Annotated in this window: 15 protein-coding genes; 6 read left to right on the top strand and 9 right to left on the bottom strand. The window is 64.0% G+C overall.

Annotated features, from left to right (window positions below; genetic code table 11):
- Positions 1-4: 4 nt before the first annotated feature.
- The 8 genes from D886_RS0125285 to D886_RS0125320 all read right to left on the bottom strand — a co-directional run bounded on the left by D886_RS0125285 (position 5) and on the right by D886_RS0125320 (position 16,036).
- Positions 5-1,132 (bottom strand): acyl-CoA dehydrogenase, encoded by a 1,128-nt coding sequence (locus tag D886_RS0125285; protein ID WP_027596554.1) that lies wholly within the window; start codon positions 1,130-1,132, stop codon positions 5-7.
- Positions 1,133-1,140: 8 nt separating this feature from the next.
- Positions 1,141-2,334, bottom strand: a complete 1,194-nt coding sequence (locus tag D886_RS0125290) for an acetyl-CoA C-acyltransferase (RefSeq protein ID WP_027596555.1) — start codon at positions 2,332-2,334, stop codon at positions 1,141-1,143.
- Between the two features lie 12 nt (positions 2,335-2,346).
- Entirely contained in the window at positions 2,347-3,114 is a 768-nt protein-coding gene (locus D886_RS0125295; protein WP_027596556.1) for an SDR family NAD(P)-dependent oxidoreductase, read from the bottom strand.
- Between the two features lie 12 nt (positions 3,115-3,126).
- The gene (locus D886_RS0125300) at positions 3,127-4,773 is read right to left on the bottom strand and encodes an acyl-CoA synthetase (RefSeq protein ID WP_027596557.1); all 1,647 of its coding nucleotides are present in this window, start codon (positions 4,771-4,773) and stop codon (positions 3,127-3,129) included.
- 89 nt (positions 4,774-4,862) lie between these two features.
- A complete protein-coding gene (locus D886_RS27325) occupies positions 4,863-9,461 on the bottom strand; it encodes an NEL-type E3 ubiquitin ligase domain-containing protein (protein WP_155951481.1) in 4,599 nt (1,532 codons plus the stop codon).
- 67 nt (positions 9,462-9,528) lie between these two features.
- Positions 9,529-14,001 carry an NEL-type E3 ubiquitin ligase domain-containing protein gene (locus tag D886_RS27330; protein WP_050580803.1) on the bottom strand — a complete coding sequence of 1,491 codons (4,473 nt, stop codon included), beginning with the start codon at positions 13,999-14,001 and terminating at the stop codon, positions 9,529-9,531.
- A gap of 72 nt (positions 14,002-14,073) precedes the next feature.
- A complete protein-coding gene (locus D886_RS0125315; protein ID WP_027596558.1) occupies positions 14,074-15,108 on the bottom strand; it encodes an AraC family transcriptional regulator in 1,035 nt (344 codons plus the stop codon).
- A gap of 64 nt (positions 15,109-15,172) precedes the next feature.
- On the bottom strand, positions 15,173-16,036 hold the full coding sequence (locus tag D886_RS0125320; RefSeq protein WP_027596559.1) for a LysR substrate-binding domain-containing protein: 864 nt from the start codon (positions 16,034-16,036) through the stop codon (positions 15,173-15,175).
- A 134-nt stretch (positions 16,037-16,170) separates the two neighbouring features.
- On the opposite strand from D886_RS0125320, the gene D886_RS0125325 reads away from it, so the two are divergent.
- The 3 genes from D886_RS0125325 to D886_RS0125335 all read left to right on the top strand — a co-directional run bounded on the left by D886_RS0125325 (position 16,171) and on the right by D886_RS0125335 (position 18,806).
- On the top strand, positions 16,171-17,277 hold the full coding sequence (locus D886_RS0125325) for a 2-aminoethylphosphonate--pyruvate transaminase (RefSeq protein WP_027596560.1): 1,107 nt from the start codon (positions 16,171-16,173) through the stop codon (positions 17,275-17,277).
- A 34-nt stretch (positions 17,278-17,311) separates the two neighbouring features.
- Positions 17,312-18,139, top strand: a complete 828-nt coding sequence (gene phnX / locus D886_RS0125330; protein ID WP_027596561.1) for a phosphonoacetaldehyde hydrolase — start codon at positions 17,312-17,314, stop codon at positions 18,137-18,139.
- Between the two features lie 211 nt (positions 18,140-18,350).
- The gene (locus D886_RS0125335) at positions 18,351-18,806 is read left to right on the top strand and encodes a transposase (protein ID WP_027596562.1); all 456 of its coding nucleotides are present in this window, start codon (positions 18,351-18,353) and stop codon (positions 18,804-18,806) included.
- Between the two features lie 106 nt (positions 18,807-18,912).
- On the opposite strand, the gene D886_RS0125340 is transcribed toward D886_RS0125335, so the two are convergent.
- Positions 18,913-19,977: an AI-2E family transporter gene (locus D886_RS0125340; protein WP_027596563.1), complete on the bottom strand. Its 1,065-nt coding sequence runs from the start codon at positions 19,975-19,977 to the stop codon at positions 18,913-18,915.
- 130 nt (positions 19,978-20,107) lie between these two features.
- On the opposite strand from D886_RS0125340, the gene yegQ reads away from it, so the two are divergent.
- The 3 genes from yegQ to D886_RS0125355 all read left to right on the top strand — a co-directional run bounded on the left by yegQ (position 20,108) and on the right by D886_RS0125355 (position 24,074).
- Entirely contained in the window at positions 20,108-21,442 is a 1,335-nt protein-coding gene (gene yegQ, locus D886_RS0125345; protein ID WP_027596564.1) for a tRNA 5-hydroxyuridine modification protein YegQ, read from the top strand.
- A gap of 78 nt (positions 21,443-21,520) precedes the next feature.
- The gene (locus D886_RS0125350; RefSeq protein WP_027596565.1) at positions 21,521-23,212 is read left to right on the top strand and encodes a copper resistance system multicopper oxidase; all 1,692 of its coding nucleotides are present in this window, start codon (positions 21,521-21,523) and stop codon (positions 23,210-23,212) included.
- The gene (locus D886_RS0125355) at positions 23,205-24,074 is read left to right on the top strand and encodes a copper resistance protein B (RefSeq protein WP_027596566.1); all 870 of its coding nucleotides are present in this window, start codon (positions 23,205-23,207) and stop codon (positions 24,072-24,074) included. Before D886_RS0125350 ends, D886_RS0125355 begins: the two co-directional genes overlap by 8 nt.
- Positions 24,075-24,084 lie beyond the last annotated feature (10 nt).

Consider the following 24,084-nt stretch of genomic DNA (forward strand, 5'->3'; position numbering starts at 1 on the left):
TCCTTCAAAGATTGCGCGCAATGACCATGCGCTGAATGTCGCTGGTGCCTTCGTAAATCTGGCAGACCCGAACGTCGCGGTAGATCCGCTCCAGCGGGAAGTCACTCAGATAGCCATAACCGCCCAGGGTCTGCAAGGCGTCCGAACAGACCTTTTCGGCCATTTCCGAGGCAAACAGCTTGGCCATCGACGCCTCCGTCAAGGCCGGCCGCCCGGCATCACGCAAGGCCGCGGCGTGCAGCACCATCTGCCGGGCCACGGCAATGCGCGTGGCCATGTCGGCCAGGCGGAAGGCCACGGCCTGGTGCTCGATCAGCGGCTTGCCGAAGCTCTGCCGCTCCTTGGCATAGTCGCGGGCCACCTCGAAGGCCGCCCGGGCCATGCCGACCGACTGCGACGCAATGCCAATACGGCCCCCTTCAAGGTTGGCCAGGGCAATCTTGTAACCCTGCCCCTCTTCGCCCAGGCGATTGGCGACCGGCACCCGCACATTGTCGAAGACGATCTGGCAGGTGTCCGAGGCATGCTGGCCGAGTTTGTCCTCGACCCTGGCAACCTGGTAGCCCGGCGAATCGGTCGGCACGATGAACGCCGTGATGCCACGCTTGCCCGCCTCCGGGTCAGTGACAGCGAAGACGATGACCACGCCAGCATTCTGGCCGGAGGTGATGAACTGCTTGCTGCCGTTGAGCACGTAGTGGTCGCCGTCCAGGCGTGCGCGGGTCTTCAGGCTGCTGGCATCGGAGCCGGCTTGAGGCTCGGTGAGGGCGAAGGCGCCGATCATCGCGCCGCTGGCCAGCGGGGCCAGAAACTGCTGCTTCTGCTGCTCGGTACCGAATTTCAGGATGGGCACGCAGCCCACCGAGTTGTGCACGCTCATGATGGTCGAACAGGCACCATCGCCTGCGGCAATTTCTTCCAGGGCCATGGCGTACGCAACATAGCCCGTGTCACTGCCGCCGTACTGCTCCGGCACCAGCATGCCGAACAGGCCCAGGGCAGCCATCTCGTCGATGGCTTCACGCGGGAAGCGGTGGGCCTTGTCCCACTGTTCGGCGAACGGGCGCAGGCGCTCCTGGGCAAAGTCACGCACGGCGTCGGCGATCTGTTGTTGCTCGTCAGTTACCAACATGGTTCACCTCAATACAGGCATTCGACGGCCATGGCCGTGGCCTCGCCACCGCCGATGCAGATGGCCGCCACGCCGCGGCGCAGGTTGTTCTGGCGCAGGGCCGACAGCAAGGTCACCAGAATGCGCGCGCCCGAGGCGCCGATCGGGTGGCCCAAGGCGCAGGCACCGCCATGGATATTGACCTTGTCGTGTGGCAGGTCGAGGTGTTTCATGGCCGCCAGGGTGACCACGGCAAACGCTTCGTTGATCTCGAACAGGTCCACCTCGGCCAGGTTCCAGCCGGTGCGTTTCATCAGTTTGTCGATGGCCCCGATCGGCGCGGTGGGGAACAGCGCGGGCGCATCGGCAAAGGCCGCATGGCCATGGATCACGGCCAAAGGTTTCAAGCCGCGCTTTTCGGCTTCGCTGCGGCGCATCAGCACCAGTGCAGCAGCGCCGTCGGAAATCGAGCTGGCGTTGGCGGCCGTCACCGTACCGCCTTCACGGAAGGCCGGTTTAAGCTGCGGGATCTTGTCCAGGCGCGCCTTGGGCGGCTGCTCGTCATCCTTGATGACGCGTTTTTCCTTGCCCTCGGTGACTTCCACCGGAACGATCTCGGCGCTGAAACGGCCCTGCTTGATGGCGTCCTGGGCGCGGGTCAACGAGCTGATGGCAAAGGCATCCTGGGCTTCGCGGCTGAAAGCGCCAGCCTGGGCGCAATCCTCGGCGAAGGTGCCCATCAAACGGCCCTTGTCGTAGGCGTCTTCGAGGCCATCCATGAACATATGGTCGATGATCTTGCCATGGCCCATGCGGTAGCCACCCCGGGCCTTGTCCAGCAGGTAGGGCGCGTTGGTCATGCTCTCCATGCCACCCGCCACCACCACATCGGCGCTGCCGGCCAGCAGCAGGTCATGGGCCATGATCGCGGCCTGCATGCCCGAACCACACATCTTGTTCAAGGTGGTACAGGTGGTGTGTTTGTCCAAGCCGGCGCCCAACGCTGCCTGGCGCGCGGGGGCCTGGCCCAGGCCTGCCGGCAGCACGCAACCGAACAGTACCTGTTCGACGCTGGTGGCTTCGATGCCGGCGCGCTCGACCGCAGCGCGAATCGCCGCGCCCCCCAGCTGCGGTGCGGTGAGGCTCTTGAGGTCGCCCTGCAGGCCGCCCATGGGCGTGCGCACGGCGCTGACGATGACAATTGGGTCGTTGGCGAGGGTCATGTTCATTACTCCTTACTTGGCAGCCATGCGCAGCGCGCCGTCGAGGCGGATCACCTCGCCGTTGAGCATGCTGTTCTCGATGATGTGGCGGGCCAGTGCAGCGTATTCCTGAGGGCGGCCCAGGCGCGGCGGGAACGGCACCCCAGCGGCCAGCGAGTCACGCACTTCCTGGGTCATGCCGGCCATCATCGGGGTTTCGAAAATGCCCGGGGCGATGGTCATCACGCGGATGCCGAAACGCGCCAGCTCACGGGCCGTTGGCAGCGTGAGGCTGGCAATGGCGCCCTTGGAGGCCGCGTAGGCGGCCTGGCCGATCTGCCCGTCATAGGCAGCGATAGAGGCGGTATTGATGATTACCCCGCGCTCGCCATGCTCATCCGCCGGCCCCTCGGCCATCGCTGCCGCTGTCAGGCGCAGCAGGTTGAAGCTGCCGATCAGGTTGACGTTGATGACCTTGGCGAAACTGGCCAGGCCATGCGGGCCTTGTTTGCCCAGGACTTTCTCGGCGCCGACGATACCGGCGCAGTTGACCAGCCCATGCAGGCTGCCAAACGCGCTGACGGCGGCGTCGACGGCAGCCTTGGCGGCCTGCTCGTCGCTGATGTCGGCGACCGCGAAGCAGGCGTTGTCGCCCAGTTCACGCGCCTTAGCCTCGACCGCCTGGGCATTGAGGTCGACCAGCATGACCTTAGCACCGGCCTCGATCAGCATCTGTGCGGTGGCGGCACCCAGCCCGGATGCGGCGCCACTGACGATAAAGTGTTTGTTGGCTATTTGCATGGTGTCGTTCCTTTAGGCACTGGCGTGAGCGGCCAGTTGGGCCTGTTGTTTGGCGATTTCCTGGTTGCGCAGGATGAAGCGTTGCAGCTTGCCGCTCGGGGTCTTGGGCAGCTCGCTGACGAATTCGATTTCGCGGGGGTAGGCGTGGGCGTACAGCCGCTTGCGCACGTGCTGGCGCAGGGTTTCTTCCAGCTCGGGGGTGCCCTCCACGCCTTTGGCCAGTACGACGAACGCTTTGATCAGCTCGGTGCGTTCAGGGTCGGGCTTGCCGACCACGGCCGCCTCGACCACCGCCGGGTGCTCGATCAGCGCGCTCTCCACGTCGAACGGGCCAACCCGGTAGCCGGAGGTGGTGATCACGTCGTCGCTGCGGCCCACGAAGCTGATGCTGCCATCGGCATTGAGTTCGACCGTGTCGCCGCTGAGGTAATACTTGCCGACGAAGGCTTTGGTCGGCACGCCGTGGTAGCCACCAAACCAGCACAACGGCGACTGCTCGCGGTCCACGGCGAGGATGCCGGGCTGGCCAGGCGGCAGCTCCGCGCCCTGCTCGTCCAGTACCACGATGCGGTGCCCAGGGATGGCAAAGCCGGCAGACCCCAGGTGCACCGGGTGCTCCAGGCCATGGTGGTTGCACAACACCATGCCCAGTTCGGTCTGCCCGTAATGGTCGTGGATGGTTGCCCCTAGCTCGTCGGCGAACCAGCGGATCACCTCTGGGTTGAGCGGCTCGCCGGCGCTGCTGACCACCCGCAGGCGGCCTTTGATCGGTGCGGAAAATTCGCTGCCTGCCGCGATCAACAGGCGGTACGCGGTTGGCGAACCGGCCAGGTTGGTGATGCCAAACTGGTCGATGATCCGCGCGCAGCTTTCAACGCTGAACGAGCCATCGTAGAAGGTGGTGGCATGGCCCAGCGCCAGCGGGCCGGTGACCGCGTAGTAAAGCCCATAGGCCCAACCCGGGTCGGCCAGGTTCCAGAAGTTGTCTTCAGGCCGCAGGTCGATGGCGTCGCGCATGTAACCCTGGAAGGCAACGATCGCGCGCAGCGGCACTTCGAGGGGTTTGGCCGGGCCTGTAGTGCCGGAAGTGAACATCAACAGGAAAGGGTCGTCGCCCGTCCGCATGACCGGCGGGCAGTGCTCGGCGGCGCTGTCCAGGCTCTGCTGGAAGTCCAGCTCGCCGACGCGAGCCAGCACGCTGATGATTGTTGGGCAACCGTGCACCTCATCCAGCTTGGCGCGGTTCTGGCTGTCGGTGACCACCACCTTGGCCCCGGACTGTTCCAGGCGATGCTCGATGGCCTTGGGCCCGAACGCAGTAAACAGCGGCTGATACACAGCACCCAGGCGCCACGTGGCCAGGATGGTCACCAGCAACTGCGGGGTACGGGGCATCAGGCCGGCAACGCGGTCTCCCGCTTTTACACCCTGGGACTTGAGCACGTTGGCAAAACGCGCGGCCTGCTCGCACAGCGTATCGAATGTGAACGGCTGGCTTTCGCCGTCGCGGTTCACCCACAGCAGGGCGAGCTTGTCGCTGCCCACATGGCGGTCGCAGCATTCGACGCAGGCGTTGAGCGCAGACAGATCGCCCTGCAGGGCATCAGCGGCGGCCTGTGCATGGTCGAAGGCACGAGCGGCCTCGGCGTAGTTACGCATCATCAGACTCCTGGCTTTTTATTGTTGGAGTGCACCCGTTATCTGACGATGGTGTCGCTACACCTGCCGCTCGGCAATGGCCTAATTGCTCAATCGTGATGAGCGGTTTGGCCTGAGGCCTGTTCGCTCAGGGCCTTGCGCGTCAGGCGCAGGATCAACCGCCGTTCAGCCTCATCGTATGCAAGCTGGATCTGCCTCCCACGCGCTGCATCCAGCGGGCTTTCTGCCTCCATTTGCTCATCGAACGGTTGCCTGATCTGGACGAATTCATCGTCATGGCGTGCCCGCAGGTACCTGACCCAGAAATCCCGATCACTGATGTAATTCACCAGTGCATCGGTACTTTCTGCCCAGCGCACTGAAGCCGCGGCATTGTCGAGCTGCTGCTGGTTGACGCCACCCAGTGCCTCGAACTGCATGGTTTTTGGCTGACCCGGCAGGCTCAACACACGTGCCAGGCCAATTCGGTAAGCCAAGCTGACCTCAATCTCATCCACGCTGTCACGGGCCCGCTGTGCCGCATCAGCCTCGGCCAACCCGGCGCCGCGCAACCTGTCCTCCTCCAGCGCCACGCGCCGCTCGATGTCCAAGCGTGCCTGTGCCTCGACTTGATCCAGTCGGAACAAGCCTGTGGCCAGTTCAAGCAAGGCGCTTTGCTGTGCTGGTTCCCCTTCGGCGCGCATCGCCTGCGCCACCATCACCCCCACCTCCTGCGCACTGAAACACGAGATCACGCTGTCCACACAGCCACGTGAAGAGGCCGTTTCAAACAGTTCATCACGCAGGGCAGCATCCTCGCTGGCCGCCGCGATCACCGTCCATACCCGGCGCGCCAGGTCCTGGGGTTCGCGCCGGAAGTCGCTGGTCAGGGTCAACGCCCTCAGCAAACTGAAAAACTCAGAACTTTCATCAAGGGCCTGCAATGCATTCCACTGCAGCTCGCGGCCAGCCCTGGCGGGCTCATCCAATTGCTCCAGCCATTGCCCCCGGGCTTGCGCAAAGTTCTCGGCAGGCTCTGGCGGTAGGGCCGGCAGTGGGTTGACGGCATGAAAACGTTCACGCTCGGCCAGTGCCAGCGGGTTGTTCTCCAGCAGTACCGCGCGACGACGCTGCAAGGGCATGGCGAACAGGCTTTGCCGCACGTGGGCGATGCGGTTGTCACGCAGGTTGGCCGACTCCAGCTGTACACAACGCTCAAGCCCGACGGGTACGGTCTGCAGGTTGGTCCGCCGCACGTTCAGCACCCTGAGGTGTGCCAACTCACCCAATTGCAGGCTGACGCCGCCCAAGCGGTTGAAGCTCAGGTCCAGCGTGTCCAACTGCGACAACCCACTCAGGCTGGTCGCTAACGCCTCGGTCATGCGGATGCGGTTGTGTGACACACGCAGGCTGCTCAGCAGATTCAGCTCGGCGATCTCCGCTGGCAGCGTCGTCAGGGCATTATTGCTGAGATTGAGTAATCGCAGCCCCGTGAAGCAGCGCAGAAAACCTTGTGGCAACGTCTGCAGGCGCAGGCCGATCAAGCCCAGGTCGGTGACATGACCGAACTGTGTGCCGACAGGCAATGTGGGCAAGCTCCCGACCTCAATCCCGACTAGGCTCAAGCGCCGATACTCCCGACTCGCGCCTTGGGCATCGATGCGCAGCCCTTCCAGGCGCCAACTGCGGCGCAACATGCTGGCCACATGATGACGCGCGCCACGCAAGTTGCCGGGAGGCACGTCCAACATCCAGGCATGCAGAGCCCGGTCCATTCCCATATATTCCCTGTACAGCCGGATCATCGCGGCATACGCGGTCTCCGGCGATTCGAGCAATACCGACACGTAGCGGTCCACTTCCAGTGCGCGGAAAGAGGGGAACAAATCCCCCACCGCACCGGCCAGGTCTTGCCGGAGCGAATCAGGCAGTTCATCACGCCCGTTGAGCAGGTAACCGACTCGCCCATCGGCAAGCCTTCGCAAAGGGCTGCGCGTAGGCTTGATCTCGCGCAACCCGATGAGGTCGGCTTGCGCCTGACGCTCGCGAGGTAGCCAGCTGCGCAGCGCATTGCGGATTTGCTCGGGGGCCTGGCTGCCATCCCAGGTCAGGCGAGCACGATCACCAGGGGCCAGGTGCCTGGCCAACACGTCGGCGATATCGACGGGGTCGCGCAGGTCGATATCCACTTCACGCCCCTGCGCGTCATAGCACTTGAACCCGCCAGGGCACTTCACCAACACCGTGGTGACATATTCCGAGCCCTTGTCTGGCTGCAACTGCGCCAATAACCGGCCGACATCTGAGCCTTCGCGCAATTGCAAGTCGACCGCCCCGGTCAGGTTGGCCTGCTGGCGCAACAGCGCAAACACCAGTTTGACCGTATCGGGGTGATAGCTGCCCTTGAGGTACAGGCCTTCACGCATGCGCGTCAGCCGCGACAGTTGCAAATGCTCACGGGCCTTTTCGGCAACCGGTAAGGGGATGCGGTCTTCCCTCAGCATCCACTGGCGCTCGGTGTCGGTTGCCGACTTGAGCACATCGAGCGCGTAGGCGTCAGGCAGGCCGTTGAAGTCTCGCCGGATCAACGGTAACAAAGGGTCTGCTGCCAGGTATTGGCGCGAAAAATGTTCCAGCAGTTGCTCCCTCAAATCTGCCACGTCATCCAGCAGTTCTAGGCGTTGCTCCTCCAAAGACAACGCTTCGATGCGCAAGCTGTCCATACACCACTGCCACAGTGGGGCATCTGCGGGTTGGCCATCGGCCAATTGCGTGAAGAACGCCTCGATGCGCGCCTCAACGGCAAACCGTTCGACCGTGTCACGCAACGCCACCGGTAACGGCCGCGCCTCCACCAACAGCCCGCGCAGGTGTTCCAGGTCGACATCGGCCACCTTGAGGATCTGCCCGATACGTTGATCGCTCAGCGCTGCAGCCGGCGGCCAAAGGCGCCCCAACAGCAGCCCCTCCCCTTGCCATGCCAAGGGTCGCTCGGTCGGCAAGCGCCAGCTGCGCTCGCCGTTGAATTCCAGTAGTGGGCCGAAGCTTGCCTCACGTTGCGGGTGGCGCAGCTGCCAGGCACTGCGCCCAGACACCGGCCTGACCTGGTAGTAGGTATCGCCGTTGCGCCACCAGCGCCCCTCCCCCTTGGCGAGCAAGCCGTTGTCCAGGGCCAGCAGGTCGGTGGGCGGCGCCTTGTCCTCGAAAGGGCTGATATCCCCGTTCCACAGCCGCGGCGCTCCACCATCGTTGAGGACCGGCAACAATTGATCGACCTGCGCGCTGCGGGTGAAGCCTCGGGCGACCACGGCTGTACCGCCAGCCAAGGCAGCGCCGACCGCCAGCGTTTCAGCGACGCCCAGCAGGTGCTCGATGGCTTCATGGCGATGCCCCTGATGCCAGTCCTCGGCTCCCTCGCACACGTCCTTCAGCGTCTGGCCGATCATGTCGGCCGCCAGCACCTCACCGATCACGGGTACAAACAGGCCGGCCAGGTTGAGCAGGCCCATCCCTATCGCTTCCAGCGTTTTCAGGCGTTGGGCGCTGACCCGGGCATCGACCTGCGCGGTGGGCACCGCGATAAACCCCGCATTGTCGCGAATCCGCTGCAACTGCTGGGCTGCCAATGTCGCGAACAACGCCTCATGGATCGCCTCGCAATCGCACTGGGCATCGGTCTTTTTATCGGCCAGGCGTTTGCTCAAGGTGGTGAGGTACTCAGGCCGGTCGGCTAACGCGATGCGCTGGCTAAATGCCCGCTGATAGCCGGGATCGCGCAAACGCCTGCCAAGGTCCAGGCTGGCCTCGCGCCAAGTGCCATAGGCACGCAGCGACTGTTCAGGGTCGTCTGGCAGATACACGATGACACCGGTCACGACGGAAGACCCAGAGCCGACCAAGGGGGCGACATCTCTGCACTCGAATGCCATAGCGCCCTCTACCCGACAGCCCAGCACGGTCAACGCCCCTACATAGGCGCGGTTACTGCGGGCGTGCGTCGGTGGCTTGCCTTGCAAGATCCGCCGCAACATCGCCAGGTCATCGTCCGGTAGCTGCTCTTTCAACGCCGCGATTTCGATCGCCAAGGCCAGTTGCAAGCGCTTGTCTTCGGCAATCAGGGCCGTACAGTCGGCATTGAGCAGCGTGTCGAGGTGCTGCTGGTACTGTTTGCCAATATCCAGCACCCGGCAGGTCTCGACCAGTGTGTCAGCCGAGGTGGTCAACACCTCCTCCGCATCGCCCGATACTGGATCGTGCGGGTACACCAGGCCAGTATCTGGATAAAACGACTCACTAGCCTTGAAATTCTGCATAAGTCTCTGCAAGGCCGGCTGGCGCAGGAAGTAGGGTTCGAACTGCTTGGCTGGCGCATCATCGACTTTCTTGAAACGCTGCTCTCGCCATTGCGCTTTGGCCAACGTGATGTTCAGTGCCATGGCGACGCGCAACCGCTCTTGTAGCAACGCTGTGGCGAACGTGTCGATCGACTGCAGCCGGGCAAACGTCTGCTGAATCTTCTGTTGGCTCTGAATGTGCGCGTCGAAGCGGCTGCGCAGGGCCAGCAACTGTTCGTGATCGGCGTTTTTCAGCCAATCAGGCAGCGTTTGCGCGATGAACGCATCGATTGCCTGTTGGCGCGGGAGGTCTGGGGTCGGTTCGGTCATGGCGGTGATCACAGTGGTGGATGAGCCGCTAACTCTGCGGCTCACCACCCCCTGCCTGAACCCGGAAAACCGCCCCTGCAGGCACGTTCAAGGGCTGATGGCGCAGCTAATGTCAGCCCTGGCGGGCCAGGTTGGTCCTCAGCTCGAAGCGCGTCAGTGCCACGCTGTGACGGTGCAGGGCTGACTCGTGCTCGATTTCCAGGTTCTCCAAGGCCTGCGCACGCACTGGCGCAGGTGCGTCTGCCTGCTCGGCGTGCAACCTGCGGACACGCTCACTATGAGCACGCTCCAAGGCGAGAAAATCTTCTGCGTGCTGGCTACGTAAGTAGCGCTGCCAGAAGCCACGCTGGCTCAAGTCTTCGGCGAACGTCTCGATATCGCCCACCCGCTCGATACGTTGCCTGGCATCCTCTATCGATGCCTCACTGACACCCAGCGCCTCGGCGTTACGCAGGGTTTGGGGTTGGCCAGGCAGGTTCAGGGCCTCCCTCAGCCTGACGCGATAGAGCATGTCGATGTCCCGGACATCGACATCCGCCAAGCCCATCAACGCGGGGTCATCCAGCCGGGCGATTTCCCGCTGCTCATTCACCTGTGCGGCCGTCTCCCGTGCAATCACTGCCAGGAAGTCCAACCGGAACAGGCTGAGCCCCAAGCCGATATGCTCGTTGATGCGCTCGAGCCGATGGGCATTAGCCGCAGCACGTGCCTGCAAGCTATGCAGTTGCATCCGGCTGAACACATCCACTGCGCGCCTTTCGCCCGAGGGTGTGTCGGCAGCCTGCTCGAACACGGCATCGCGCAGCGTGTCATCGCGTTGCATCTGCTCCAGCAGTGACCAAACCTGCCCGGCGATGTGCGGGCGTGCCTGCTCGTAATCCGAGGCATGCTCCAATTGCCCCAACACTTGAACGAAAGCGTCGCTGTTGCGATGCGTGGCCATTGCTGCCCATGCCAAGCCTCGCTCGATTTGCTGTGACTCAGGCGAGTCCTGAAGCCACAGGTCGCGCACGTAGGCGGGGTCCATCGCGGCGTCCGCGACTTCGGGTATCGTCTCTGGCGCGTAAAGGGCCATGACTTGGCGGTTGCTCAAGCGGTTGCGGTCCACCAGAAACACCTGCCGAAAGGCTTGCGGCATCTGCAGTGTTTCATCGGCCACAGCGCTGAGCTGGTTGTCACGCAGGTCGACCACCTGCAGGTTCTGGCACAGCTCGATGTACTGCGGCCAGATACCGAGCCGGCAATAGCGCAGGTTCAAGTGCATTAGCTGCTGCAGCCGATTGAAGCGCAAGTGCAGCGCCCCCAGCGGGTTGTAGCTCAGGTCCAGCCGTGACAGTTCGGACAGCCCGGCAAGTGTCTCGACAGCCGACGCACTCAGGCGGATCAAGTTACGCGACAGCCGTAGTGTCCGTAATTGGGGCAGGTAGCTGAGTCCGGGCGGAACACTCAACAACCGGTTACCACTGAGGTTCAGGTAGTTCACGTGGGTGAAGCTGTGCAGAAAGTCACTCGGCACACTACTGATGGCGGTGTCGTTAATGACCAGCGACGTGACGAAGCGAAATTGCACATGCCCCGGCAGTGCCGGCAGGCTGGCCAGTTCGCCGAAGCCCAATGACAGGCGCTCCCCTTGTCCACGCCAGGCACGGAGCACCCGATCGGCGATCAACTGCCGACTGGCCCGCCTGCTGTTGCTGAACTCTGCGGATACCCAACGGTTGACCGCCCGATTCAATTGCTCATGGTCATCCTGCAAACCTGCCAGCCGTGCAAACGGCATCTCTTCGCCCTGCAACAGATGCTCCAGTTCCTGACTCAGCTGGTTGTCGTCCAAGCCCGGGAAAAGCCGGCGCAAGCCGGTGAGCAAGGTTTGCCGCGGTGTCTGTACCACCGCACCACGGCCGCTTAGCAGGTAGCCCACGCGGCCATCAGCCAGGCGCTGGCCCGGGTTGAACCAGCGCTGTTGCGGCGTCCACCCTAGCAGCGCCACACAATCCTGGTGTGAGGCTGGCAACTGTGCTCGCAGCTTTTCTCGCAAGGCCAGGGCGGGGTCACTCCCTTCAAGGCCGAGTGCTTGTAACTGGGCTGGCGACAACGCCGCGACCAAGGCTTCGAAAACAGTGGCAGGTACCGGGTGGGTCTGTGCCAGGGCTTGCCCTTGCGCATCGTACAGGTGGAAATACCGATCAATGCGAACCAACTTAATACGCGCCGTTTCCTGGCCCTCTGGAACAAAGCTGGCCACCAGCCGGCCCTGCGGGGTCGCCTCGCGCACCTCCAGCGCAAGCCCGGCGGGCCACGCTGGCAGTTTGCGCATCAAGGCGACGGCAAGCTCATCGGTTTCGCTGCAACTGGCACTGGCCAGGTAGAAACCTTCAATGGCACGGGTCAGGCGTGCGGCGCGCAGCAGCGCTCGCGCTTTGCTGGCCAGTGGCAGTGGTAAGCGCTGCTCGCGCCGGGCAATGGCGTATTCGACTGCACTGCAGTCTTTCAAAACCTCAGGAATGTAACCCTTCGGCAAACCTGGGAACTCGCGCAACACCAGCCCGGCCACCGATGCCGCAGAGCGCGGGGCATAGGCCAAATGTTCGAACGCACGCCAACGCATGGCCGGCAGCTGTTGCAGCAACCTGTCGCGTAGGCCGGCTTGGGGGCCTGCCACTTCGCGCTGCGCGCTTAGCCAGGTCAGCAGCTCTTCATCACGGGGCAGGCGCGTTTCGTTGCTTAAATGGCGAGCGAAGGCCTCGATACGTGCGTCTGCAGCAAAACGGCGCAGCGTGTCGGCGAGGGTGATGGGGGCCGGACGGTTCTCCACCAGCACACCGCGCAACTCATCCTGGTCAATACCGGCCACCTTCAGGATCTGCTCAGCCGTCTGCCTGTCGACGGGCGGGTCCTGTGGCCACAGGCAATCGAGCATGCGGGCGCTGTCGTCACACGCCAGTGGCTGGTCGAGCTGCAAGCGCCAGCCGCGCTCGCCGTTGTGCACCAGCGCCGGCCCATAGGCACTGTCGTCCAGCGGATGGCGCAAGCACCAAGAACCGTTGGCCACAGGGCGATGCACTTCGTAATAGCGGGCCTGCAAACGCAGCCAGCGGCGCTTGCCCGCGCCATACAAACCGTCGGGTTGCAGGCTTCGGTCTTCAGGCGTTGTTTCGTAAGGCGCCAAGTCGTTGTTCCAGAGCCGCACCTGCTGCGTGCCCAGCGCGACGGGTTCGAGCTTGTCGACGAACACACTGCGCACCACCGCCACCCCGGCGACCGTGGCGCCGGCGAGCGCCACCACCTCGGCGACGCTCAGAAAATGCTGCAGCGCCTCATGCTGATGGCCCCGCGACCAATCCCTGACGCCCTCGAACACCTCGGACAAGGTCTGTACCACCAGTTGCCCCAACAGCAACGCGCCCACTGCTGGCACGAACAGCCCGGCCAGGTTGACCACGCCGATGCCCAGCGCCTTCCACATCTGCAGGCTGTGCTCGTCTGCAGCCTTGTCGACGTCGGCGGTGGGCACCAGCAGCAACCGGGCGTCGTCTTTTGCCTGCAGCACTTGCAGCCTGGCCAGCGTAAGAAAGGCGTCCTCGACCATTTCACCCCGCGTCAGCGACAGGTCCGGCTGGGTGTCCTGCAAGCGCAAGCCGAGTGTCCGCACAAACCCAGGACGCTGCTTCAGGCTCACTTGTTGCGCCAACGCCTGGCGAAAGCCCGCTTGCTGCAATTCGACGGCAAGCGTCTGCTGCATCTCGGTGATCGAGCCATAGCGGCGCAAGGCATTATGCGAATCGCCTGGCAGGTAGAGCAGCACACCCTGGCTGACATTGGTGGGGGTATGCAGCTCAATCAGCAAGGTATTGGAAAGCGTTTGCTCGAGCATATCGAGCGTGCTGACACTGTGCGGTTTGGGCTGCCCATAGGTATTCGGGGCAAACGCCGCAACATCGCGCAGGGCTGCATGCTCCCACGCGGTAAGGTGCCCTTTGAGCGCAGCAAGCTCGACGGCCAGGCTGAAGCCGTTGCGTTTGTCCGCGGCAAGCAGGTTCAGGTTCTGCGGGTTGTAGACCTGGTCAAGTTCATCCTGGTAGCGCCTGCCCACATCCAGTTGCCGGCAGCGTTCGATAAACGCCTCATCGGCTTCCACCAACAGGGTGGTGCTACCTTCAAAGCCCAGGCCCTTGCTCAACACAAAATCAGCACCGGCTTGCAAGCCCTGCATCAGGCGGGCCAGCGCGGGTTCGTAGGTGTACTTGCGGGGGTAGGTAAACCTGTTCAGATCCGGCTGGGCTGCGTTGGCCACTTTGATCCAGGACAAATCAGCCAAACGCACGCCTTGCGGCAAGGTGTCTGGCAGCAGCGTTTGAAAATGCGCCTCGGCAAATTCACGCAGCGCAGGCAAGCCACCGATTGCGTCGTGCAGTAACTCCTGGCTTTTCTTGTGCTCACTGAAACGGCTGCGCAGCGTATTGATCTGTGCGGGTGTGGCGCGCTTTAACCAGTCGGGTAACTGGCCCTTGATGAAGTCATCCGTTGCAGTCGACAGCTTCGCTTGCACGGCAGGCGATTGCTGAGTGGCAGTTGGCGTGGGCATGGCGGTTCCAGTGGTAGGCGATGGGCCGTACATGCTTGTGCCTGTATGCCCTATCCATCAGCTGGAAACGCTTCAATCGCCTCGCGCTTCGCCAAGGCCTTCTGCCTGGATCAGCGCCCGGTAGTGCCCCGGATTACAACCAAACCATTTGCGAAAGGCCTTGTAGAACGAACTGCTGTCGGCAAACCCCAGCCGCTCGGCGATCTCGCCCAGGGCCGGCTCCGTTTGCGCCAGCCAGGCGATGGCCAACTCACGGCGGGCGCTGTCCTTGAGCCGCTGATAAGTCTGGCCCTCGTCGGCCAAGCGACGCCGCAAGGTCGCGCCAGACAGGCACAAGTCGTGGGCAAGGCTTTCGGCATCCGGCCATTGCGCCGGGTCAAGGGCCAGCAGTTGGCCACGGATGCGCCGGGCCAGGCTGGCCGGGTCGCGGTACTTGACCAGGATGTTGCCCGGCGCCTCGGCCAGAAAACGCTGCAATTCCTGCGGTGTGCGCTTAAGCGGCAGGTCCAGGCAGTCGGCCGCAATGATGATGCGCGAGCGCGGGCGTTCGAACTGCAGGTTCTCCGAGAACATTACCCGGTAATCGTCACAGAACGGCGGCTCGGCGCAGCGCAGGTCGATGGCCAGGATCGGAATGCGCCGCCCCGCCAGCCAACACGCGACGCCGTGCACGATCATCCAGAAGGTAAAATAGGTAAAGGCCCGGCGCGGTTGCTCACGCGGCTCGTTGATGACGATTTCAGCCAGGCTTTGCTGGCGCACCAGGCTTGGCTGCAAGTCTTCGAGCATCAGCGACAGAAACCCCATGGCAATTTCAAGGCCAGCCCCGAGCGTAGGCTGCGCCATGGCCGCACGCGTCAGAAACGCCAGGCTGCCCACCGGCAGCCCGCGTGGGTCCATGGCGAAAAACTCGTCGTTGCAGCGGCGCGCCAGCAGCCGCCACAGCCGCGCATAGGCATCGGCAGAGACACGTGCCTGGGGCAACTCGAGCTGCGCCGGGTCGATGCCGGCACGCTGCAGCACGCCGACATCGGGCTGCCCGGCCGGGCAGGTCTGCAACAAGGCTTCACGCACCAGTTGCATGGAGATGGTGTCTTTATCGCTCATCGGCCATCCAGGTGGGTCTATGCCGGCCATCTTAGGCCGGGGCAGGAAAAACGCCAGCGTTGCCTCACAGGGTGGCCGCCAAACTCAGAAACGCCTGGATCAACCGCAGTTCGCGGCGCCGCTCCAGGCAGCCGATCATGTGCTGGTTAACCAGGCCGTCTCCCGCCAACGGCCGCGCCACCACGCGCGGGTCGTGGGCCACCTCGGTCGACGACACCACGCCAACCCCCAGTTCGGACGCCACCGCCTCGGTCACCGCTTCACGGCTGTCGAGCTCCAGCAGCACACGGGGCTGCACCCCGGCGGCGGCACAGGCTTTGTCGAACGTACGGCGGGTGGTCGAACTGGGCTCGCGCAGCACCATGATCTGCTGATTCAGCGCGGTCAACGGCAAGTCGCCTTCACCATCCGCCCACGCATGCCCCGCTGGCAGCAACGCGCACAGCCGCGACTCGCACAGGCTTTGCAGGTACAAGCCCTTGCGCGGTTCGATTTCGGTCAGCACCGCGACATCGGCGTGCTCGGACAACAGCGCGGCCAAGGTTTCCTGGGCATTGCCCAAGCGCAGGTTGACGGTGATGCCCGGGTAGCGCTCGCGCAACTGGGCGAGCATCGGCATCACACGGTGCGGGCCGTCCGCCGCCACCTCCAGGCGGCCCGTCAGCAACTGCCGGTTGGCTTCGAGCATCGCCTGGGCTTCTTCGGCCAGGCCGAACATGGCCCGGGTGATGGCCGCCAGCCGCGTGCCCTCCTCGGTCAGCTCCACCCGCCGCGCCGTGCGCCTGAGCAGGGTGATCTGGTAGTGCTCCTCCAGCGCCTTGACGTGCCCAGTCACGGCCGGCTGGCTGATGAACAGCCGCGCGGCGGCACGGGTGAAGCTGCCCTCACGGGCGACGGCATCGAAAGCGCGGAGCTGGAACAGGTTCATGTCTATCGGCCTGACTTATGGCTGGCATAACAACAAACAATTTGATTGATAGCTTAGCCAATTGCAACCTAGCCCCCGTAGTTTCAGCGCCAGATTTTTCGGCTGACCACCCGCCGCTTGTGAGGAACCACGGAATGAGCAAAGCACCCATCCTGCTGACCCCCGGCCCCCTGACCACGTCGCTGCGCACCCGCCAAGCCATGCTGGTGGACTGGGGCTCCTGGGACAACGACTTCAACCAACTCACCGCCAGCGTCTGCGAGCAACTGCTGGCGATCATCGACGGCAGCGTCAGCCACCACTGCGTCCCCCTGCAAGGCAGCGGCACCTTCGCCGTGGAAGCCGCCATCGGCACCTTGGTACCCCGCAATGGCAAGGTGCTGGTGCTGATCAACGGCGCCTATGGGCAACGCCTGGCGAAAATCTGCAAGGTGCTGGGCCGCACCTACAGCACCTTCGAAACCGCCGAAGACCAACCGACCTCCGCCGCCGATGTCGACCGCCTGCTGGCCGCCGACCCAGCCGTCACCCACGTGGCGTTGATCCACTGCGAAACCAGCACCGGCATCCTCAACCCACTGGCCGAGATCGCCCAGGTGATCAAGCGCCACGGCAAGCGCCTGATCATCGACGCCATGAGCTCGTTCGGCGCACTGCCGATCGATGCCCGCGAGGTCCCCTTCGACGCACTGATCGCTGCCTCGGGCAAGTGCCTGGAAGGCGTGCCGGGGATGGGCTTCGTCTTCGCCGAAAAAACCGCCCTGGCCGCTGCCGAAGGCAATGCCCATTCGCTGGCCATGGACCTGCATGACCAGCACGCCTACATGGCCAAGACCGGCCAGTGGCGCTTCACCCCACCTACCCACGTGGTCGCGGCGCTGCATGAAGCGCTGCAGCAGTACAACGAAGAAGGCGGCCTGCCCGCGCGCCACCAGCGCTACGCCGACAACTGCAAGGCCCTGCTCGACGGCATGGCCGCCCTCGGCCTGCGCAGCTTCCTGCCGGCCGATATCCAGGCGCCGATCATCGTCACCTTCCATGCCCCGAACGATGCCCGCTACCAGTTCAAAGACTTCTACGAGCGGGTCAAGGCCAAGGGCTTCATCCTCTACCCCGGCAAGCTGACCCAGGTCGAGACCTTCCGCGTCGGCTGCATCGGCGTGGTCGGGCCGGAGGGCATGCAGGCTGCGGTCAACGCCGTGGCCGAGGTGCTGCGGGAAATGGAAGTGCTGGACATCTGACCCTTTGCCCACCCCAATTCAGGAAATAGCGCACATGAACTACAGCAACCCTACCCAGCTGCAAGCCGCCATCCTCGACTGGGCCGGCACCGTGGTCGACTTCGGCTCGTTCGCCCCCACCCAGATCTTCGTCGAAGCCTTCGCCGAGTTCGACGTCCAGGTGTCCATCGAAGAAGCCCGAGGCCCGATGGGCATGGGCAAGTGGGACCACATCCGCACCCTGTGTAACGTGCCGGAAATCGCCGAACGCTACCGCAAGGTGTTCGGCCGCACGCCCACCGACGATGACGTCACGGCCATCTACAACCGCTTCATGCCGCTGCAGATCGAGAAGATCGCCGTGCACTCGGCGCTTATCCCGGGCGCCCTGGACACCCTCACCGGCCTGCGCCAGGACGGCCTGAAGATTGGCTCGTGTTCGGGCTACCCGAAGGTGGTGATGGACAAGGTGGTGGAGCTGGCCGCCCAAAACGGCTATGTCGCCGACCATGTGGTGGCCACCGACGAAACCCCGAACGGCCGCCCCTGGCCGGCCCAGGCCCTGGCCAACGTGATTGCCCTGGGCATCGATGACGTGGCCGCCTGCGTGAAGGTCGATGACACCGTACCGGGCATCCTCGAAGGCCGCCGTGCAGGCATGTGGACGGTGGCACTGGTGTGCTCCGGCAACGCCCTGGGGCTGACCTGGGAAGGCTACCGGGCATTGAGTGCCGAGAAACTGGAGCGCGAGCGCACGCGCATTCACGCGCTGTTCGCCAGCTCCCGCCCGCACTACCTGATCGACACCATCAATGAGCTGCCCGAAGTGATTGCCGACATCAACCGGCGTCTGGCCAAGGGCGAGATGCCGCAGGCATCCTGACCCGACCCAAACGGGGCTGCCTTGCAGCCCATCGCCGGCAAGCCGGCTCCCACAAAAAATGCGCAGTGCTCAAGGCCAGCGCTATCCCTGTGGGGGGCTTGCCGGCGATGGGAGCGGCGTCCATTAAATTTGAAATACTGGGTCTCAATTCAGCCTGCACCAACAGCCCACTGTCACTAGCCTGATGAGCAAACCATCAGGAGTAGGCAACATGGACAGTCCTCGCTCTAGCCAATTGAGACTCGGTCGGTTTTCAGAGCCCAACCGGTTATACCTATTAACCAGCACAACGCTACACAGAGCCCCGCTTCTGAATGAGCTTCAGTCTGCCCGCTTGCTGGTCGCTCAGTTGCGCCAGGCGCAGGACGAAGGCGCAGCTCAATCTCTGGCATGGGTGGTGATGCCTGACCATTTTCATTGGCTGGTTGAGCTGGGGCCGGTGAGCCTGAAAACCCTGATGCGCCGGGTGAAGTCTCGTAGCACGCTGGCGATCAACAGACTGCAAGGGCGCAGTGGGCGGCTCTGGCAGAAAGGCTTTCATGATCGAGCCTTGCGAAGGGAGGAGAATGTGCAGGCAGTGGCACGTTACATCGTCTTGAACCCTAAGCGGGCGGGTTTGGTAGAGCGAATTGGGGATTACTCACACTGGGATGCGATCTGGCTGTAACAGGCCTCATCGCCGGCAAGCCGGCTCCCACAGGATCTGTGCAGACGCCAAGGTTAGCGCCGCACCTGTGGGAGCCGGCTTGCCGGCGATGGGCTGCAAAGCAGCCCTACTGCGGCAACTGCACCTGCGGCTTGGTGGCGACAAAAATGGCCCAGCTCGACACGAACAACGCGGCGATCAAGGGCCCGATCACAAACCCGTTGAGCCCGAACACCGCCAACCCACCCAAGGTGGACACCAGAATCAGGTAATCCGGCATGCGCGTGTCCTTGCCCACCAGAATCGGGCGCAGCACGTTGTCCACCAGGCCGATCACCAGCACCCCGAACGCCGTGAGGATCACCCCCGGCAGAATCGCCCCGCTCAACAGGAAATACGCCGCCACCGGCGCCCACACGATCCCCGCCCCCACCGCTGGCAGCAGCGACAGAAACGCCATCATCACCGCCCACACCAACGCACTGGGGATATCCAGCACCCAGAATATGAAGCCGCCAAGCGCGCCCTGGGTAATGGCAACCAACACGTTGCCCTTGACCGTTGCCCGCACCACACGGTTGAACTTCAGCTGCAAGCGGCGCTTCTGGTGTTCGGGCAGCGGCACCGCAAGGCGCACGCGACGCGCGACCTCGGCCCCTTCACGCAGGAAAAAGAACAGCAGGTAGACCATGATGCCGAAGCTCACCAGAAACTCGAATGTGCCCTGCCCAAAGCTGTAGGCCTGGCTGGCCAACGCCTGGCTGCCTTGGGTGGCCCACTTGGTGATCTTCTCGCGCAGCCCTTCCAGGTTGCCGATGCCCAAGCTGTCCAGGCCGTGCTGCACGAACCCCGGCAGCATGTTCATGCCATGCTCGACGTAGCCGGCAATGTCCAATTGCCCGCTCTCGATGCGCTGGTACAACGTCGCCCCCTCCTGCACCAACAAGGCACTGGTGATGATCACAGGCAATACAGCCACCACCAGGCAAATCAACAGCGTCGTGGCGGCGGCAAGGTTGCGCCGCCTGCCAAACCGTATCAGCAGGCTGCGCTGCAGCGGCGCGAACAGGATGCCGAGAATCACCGCCCAGAAGATCGCCCCGTAGTAAGGTAGCAAGATCCACACGAAGGCGATGGTCACCAGTGCCAGTAGCACGGCCAAGGCTCTGTTCTGCAAAGCGGTTTCGTTCATGAAGGATCCTCAAGTGTCCTGAACGTTAGTGCGCGGCGTAGGGGTAAAAGTGCCGTCGCGCCGTTGATTCAGGTCAATGCCGGCAAAACCGCCAAGCCATAGCATTCAGGCCTTTTGCCCCGGTGCGCACATGACCCTTCCCGCCAAGCCCGAACTGCTGGCCCCCGCTGGCACCCTCAAGACAATGCGCTACGCCTTCGCCTACGGCGCCGACGCCGTCTATGCCGGCCAGCCGCGTTACAGCCTGCGGGTGCGCAACAATGAATTCGATCACGCCAACCTAGCGCTGGGCATCCAGGAGGCTCATGCCCTGGGCAAGCGCTTCTACGTGGTGATCAACATCGCCCCGCATAATGCGAAGCTGAAAACCTTCCTCAAGGACCTCGCACCGGTGATTGCGATGGCGCCGGATGCGCTGATCATGTCCGACCCCGGCCTGATCATGCTGGTGCGCCAGCACTACCCGCAGATGCCGGTGCATTTGTCGGTGCAGGCCAACACCGTCAACTGGGCCAGCGTGCAGTTCTGGCAGCAGTTGGGGCTGAGCCGGGTGATCCTGTCGCGGGAGCTGTCGCTCGAAGAAATCGAAGACATCCGCCACCACGTGCCGGACATGGAACTGGAAGTGTTCGTCCACGGTGCCCTGTGCATGGCTTACTCCGGCCGCTGCCTGCTGTCGGGCTACCTCAACAAGCGCGACGCCAACCAAGGCACCTGCACCAATGCTTGCCGCTGGAAATACGACGCTACGCCGGCCAGCGAGGATGCCACCGGCGACATCGTGCGCGAAGTGCAACCGACCCTGGGCCTCGGTGCCCCTACCGATCAGGTCTTCCTGCTGCAGGAAAGCAACCGCCCGGACGAAGCGATGCCGGCGTTCGAGGACGAACACGGCACCTACATTATGAACGCCAAGGACCTGCGCGCCATCCAGCACGTCGAACGCCTGGCCAGCATGGGCGTGCACTCGCTGAAAATCGAAGGCCGCACCAAGTCGCACTTCTACTGCGCCCGCGCGGTGCAGTCCTACCGCCAGGCCATCGACGACGCCGTGGCAGGCCGACCTTTCGACCGCGCCCTGATGGGCAACCTCGAATCCCTGGCGCAGCGCGGCTACACCGAAGGCTTCCTGCGCCGGCATGTGCACGATGAGTACCAGAACTACCAGCGTGGCAACTCGGTGTCTGACCGCCAGCAGTTCGTCGGCGAACTGACCGGCGCGCGTGTGGACGGCCTGGCTGAGATCAAGGTCAAGAACCGCTTCGCCGTGGGCGACCACCTGGAGCTGATGACCCCGCGCGGCAACTACCATTTCGACCTGCACCGCCTGTGCGACCGCCAGCAGCAGGCCATCGAGGTAGCTCCGGGTGACGGCCATGTGGTGTACCTGCCGATTCCGGAGCAGGTCCCGCTGGCGTACGGCCTGCTGATGCGTGACCTGCGCCACGACGAGGCCGCCGCCTGACAACGCTGTAATGCGCAGCTCAGCTGGCTGACAGCCAGCAACGGCCAACATCAAGGCTCTCTCGCATGAGGCCACGCCATGTTGCGCAACCCCTCCCGCCGTACCTTCGTCAAAGGCCTGGGCGCCGCCACTACGCTGGCGGGCCTGGGGCTTTGGCGGCCACTGGCCCAGGCCGCCGACGGCCGCGACCTGGCCGGCCAGCACTTCGAGCTGTCGGTCGGCCAGACCGCAGTCAACATCACCGGCCGCCCGCGCACCGCCCTGACCGTCAACGACAGCCTACCCGGCCCGCTGCTGCGCTGGCGCGAAGGTGACACCGTCAGCCTGCGCGTGCGTAACCGCCTCGCCCAAAGCACCTCGATCCATTGGCATGGCATCCTCCTGCCGGCCAACATGGACGGTGTGCCAGGCCTGAGCTTTGCCGGTATCGAGCCGGGCGGCGACTACCTCTACCACTTCACCCTGCGCCAAAGCGGCACCTACTGGTACCACAGCCATTCCGGGCTGCAGGAGCAGGCCGGGGTGTATGGGGCGATCGTGATCGAACCCCGCGAACCCGAGGCGCATCAGTACCAGCGTGACCATGTGCTGCTGTTCAGCGACTGGTCGGACCAGCCCCCTGAACAGCTGTTGGCGACCCTGAAAAAACAGTCCGACGCCTTCAACTACCACAAACGTACGCTCGGCGATTTCATCGATGACGTGGCCGACCATGGCTGGAGCACCACTGTCGCCGAGCGCATGAGCTGGGCCCGCATGCGCATGAGCCCCACGGACCTGGCCGATGTCAGCGCAGCCACCTACACCTACTTGCTCAATGGCCAACCACCGGATGGCAACTTCACCTGCCTGTTCCAGCCGGGCGAAACCGTGCGCCTGCGGCTGATCAACGCCTCGGCCATGACCTATTTCGACTTCCGCATCCCCGGCCTGACACTGACCGTGATCGCCGCCGACGGCCTGCCGGTGACACCCGTGAGCGTGGACGAACTGCGCATCGCCGTGGCCGAAACCTACGACGTGCTGGTGACCGTCGGCGACCTGCCCGCGTACACGCTGTATGCCCAGAGCATGGACCGCAGTGGCTACGCGCGCGGCACCCTGGCCCGCACCAACGGCCTGCAGGCGCCCGTGCCGCAACCCGACCCGCGCCCCATACTGAGCATGGCCGACATGGGCCACGGCGCCATGGCAGGCATGGACCACAGCAACATGGCCGGCATGGACCATTCCAGCATGGCCGCCCTGCAGCAACACCCACCCAGCGAGACCGGCAACCCACTGGTAGACATGCAGACCATGGCCCCACGGCCCAACCTCGCCGACCCAGGCATCGGCCTGCGCGGCAACGGCAGGCGCGTGCTGACCTACGCCGACCTGCGCAGCCCTTACCCCGACCCGGATGGCCGCGAACCCTCACGCGACATCGAGCTGCACCTGACCGGCCACATGGAGCGCTTTGCCTGGTCGTTCGACGGGGTCAAGTTCAGCGATGCCGCACCGTTACGCCTGGCCTATGGCGAGCGGGTGCGCATCACCTTGGTCAACGACACCATGATGACCCACCCCATCCACCTGCATGGCATGTGGAGCGACCTGGAAGACGAACAGGGGCGCTTTATGGTGCGCAAGCACACCGTCGACATCCCGCCTGGCAGCCGTCGCAGCTACCGAGTCACTGCCGACGCCCTGGGCCGCTGGGCCTACCACTGCCATTTGCTCTACCACATGGAGACCGGCATGTTCCGCGAGGTACGCGTCGATGAATGAGCTCAATAACCGTCGCATCGTCACCGGTGTGGCCCTGGTGGCGCTGCTCGCCAGTGAACGCGCCATGGCCGCCGGCCTGCAGCACATGGGCCACGGCGCCATGCCCATGGATCATAGCCAGATGTACCACGCAACGCCGCCTGCGCAACCACCGCGTACGCCGCTGCCGGTGCTCAGTGACGCCGACCGTCGCGCGGCTTTCCCGCCGCTGCCAGGGCACCAGGTGCATGACCGGGCGCTGAACGGGGCGGTGATCGTCGACCAGCTTGAATACCAGCACTTCGACAGCAGCGGCGCGTTGAACTGGAACGCCAGCGCCTGGGTCGGCGGCGACATCGACCGCCTGTGGCTGCGCAGCGAGGGCGAACGCGAGCAGGGCAAGACCCACAAGGCCGAACTGCAGGCGCTCTGGGGCCACGCCATCAGCCCTTGGTGGGAACTGGTCGGCGGCCTGCGCCAAGACTTCAAGCCCGCCAGCGGGCAGGCCTGGGGAGCCTTCGGTATCCAGGGCACGCCGCTGTATGGCGTTGAGCTGGAGGCCACTGCCTACGTCGGCGAGCGGCAACAGACCGCGCTGCGCCTGGAAGCCGCTTACGCTATGCTGCTGACCAACCGCTGGGTACTCGAACCCACCCTGGAAGCCAACGTTTTTGGCCGCGACGATGCGCGCCGCGAGCAAGGCACGGGGCTGGCCGACAGCGAAATCGGCCTGCGCCTGCGCTATGAAATCAGCCGTGGTTTCGCGCCGTACGTCGGGGTCAGTTTCAATCGCTTGCACGGCAACCGCGCCGACCAGGCCCGCGAAGACGGCGAAGACACCGGCCAGACCCGCCTGGTGGCCGGTATCCGCCTGCGTTTCTAAAGGAGTGTTT

It is taken from the genome of Pseudomonas sp. LAIL14HWK12:I7 (assembly GCF_000483465.1).
In the GTDB taxonomy this organism is placed as follows: Bacteria; Pseudomonadota; Gammaproteobacteria; order Pseudomonadales; family Pseudomonadaceae; genus Aquipseudomonas; species Aquipseudomonas kermanshahensis.

Excerpts from the sequence above, each read along its gene's own strand:
- D886_RS0125285 (WP_027596554.1), bottom strand. The coding sequence starts at position 1,132 with ATGTTGGTAACTGACGAGCAACAACAGATCGCCGACGCCGTGCGTGAC.
- D886_RS0125290 (WP_027596555.1), bottom strand. The coding sequence starts at position 2,334 with ATGACCCTCGCCAACGACCCAATTGTCATCGTCAGCGCCGTGCGCACG.
- D886_RS0125295 (WP_027596556.1), bottom strand. The coding sequence starts at position 3,114 with ATGCAAATAGCCAACAAACACTTTATCGTCAGTGGCGCCGCATCCGGG.
- D886_RS0125300 (WP_027596557.1), bottom strand. The coding sequence starts at position 4,773 with ATGCGTAACTACGCCGAGGCCGCTCGTGCCTTCGACCATGCACAGGCC.
- D886_RS27330 (WP_050580803.1), bottom strand. The coding sequence starts at position 14,001 with ATGCCCACGCCAACTGCCACTCAGCAATCGCCTGCCGTGCAAGCGAAG.
- D886_RS0125315 (WP_027596558.1), bottom strand. The coding sequence starts at position 15,108 with ATGAGCGATAAAGACACCATCTCCATGCAACTGGTGCGTGAAGCCTTG.
- D886_RS0125320 (WP_027596559.1), bottom strand. The coding sequence starts at position 16,036 with ATGAACCTGTTCCAGCTCCGCGCTTTCGATGCCGTCGCCCGTGAGGGC.
- D886_RS0125325 (WP_027596560.1), top strand. The coding sequence starts at position 16,171 with ATGAGCAAAGCACCCATCCTGCTGACCCCCGGCCCCCTGACCACGTCG.
- phnX (WP_027596561.1), top strand. The coding sequence starts at position 17,312 with ATGAACTACAGCAACCCTACCCAGCTGCAAGCCGCCATCCTCGACTGG.
- D886_RS0125335 (WP_027596562.1), top strand. The coding sequence starts at position 18,351 with ATGGACAGTCCTCGCTCTAGCCAATTGAGACTCGGTCGGTTTTCAGAG.
- D886_RS0125340 (WP_027596563.1), bottom strand. The coding sequence starts at position 19,977 with ATGAACGAAACCGCTTTGCAGAACAGAGCCTTGGCCGTGCTACTGGCA.
- yegQ (WP_027596564.1), top strand. The coding sequence starts at position 20,108 with ATGACCCTTCCCGCCAAGCCCGAACTGCTGGCCCCCGCTGGCACCCTC.
- D886_RS0125350 (WP_027596565.1), top strand. The coding sequence starts at position 21,521 with ATGTTGCGCAACCCCTCCCGCCGTACCTTCGTCAAAGGCCTGGGCGCC.
- D886_RS0125355 (WP_027596566.1), top strand. The coding sequence starts at position 23,205 with ATGAATGAGCTCAATAACCGTCGCATCGTCACCGGTGTGGCCCTGGTG.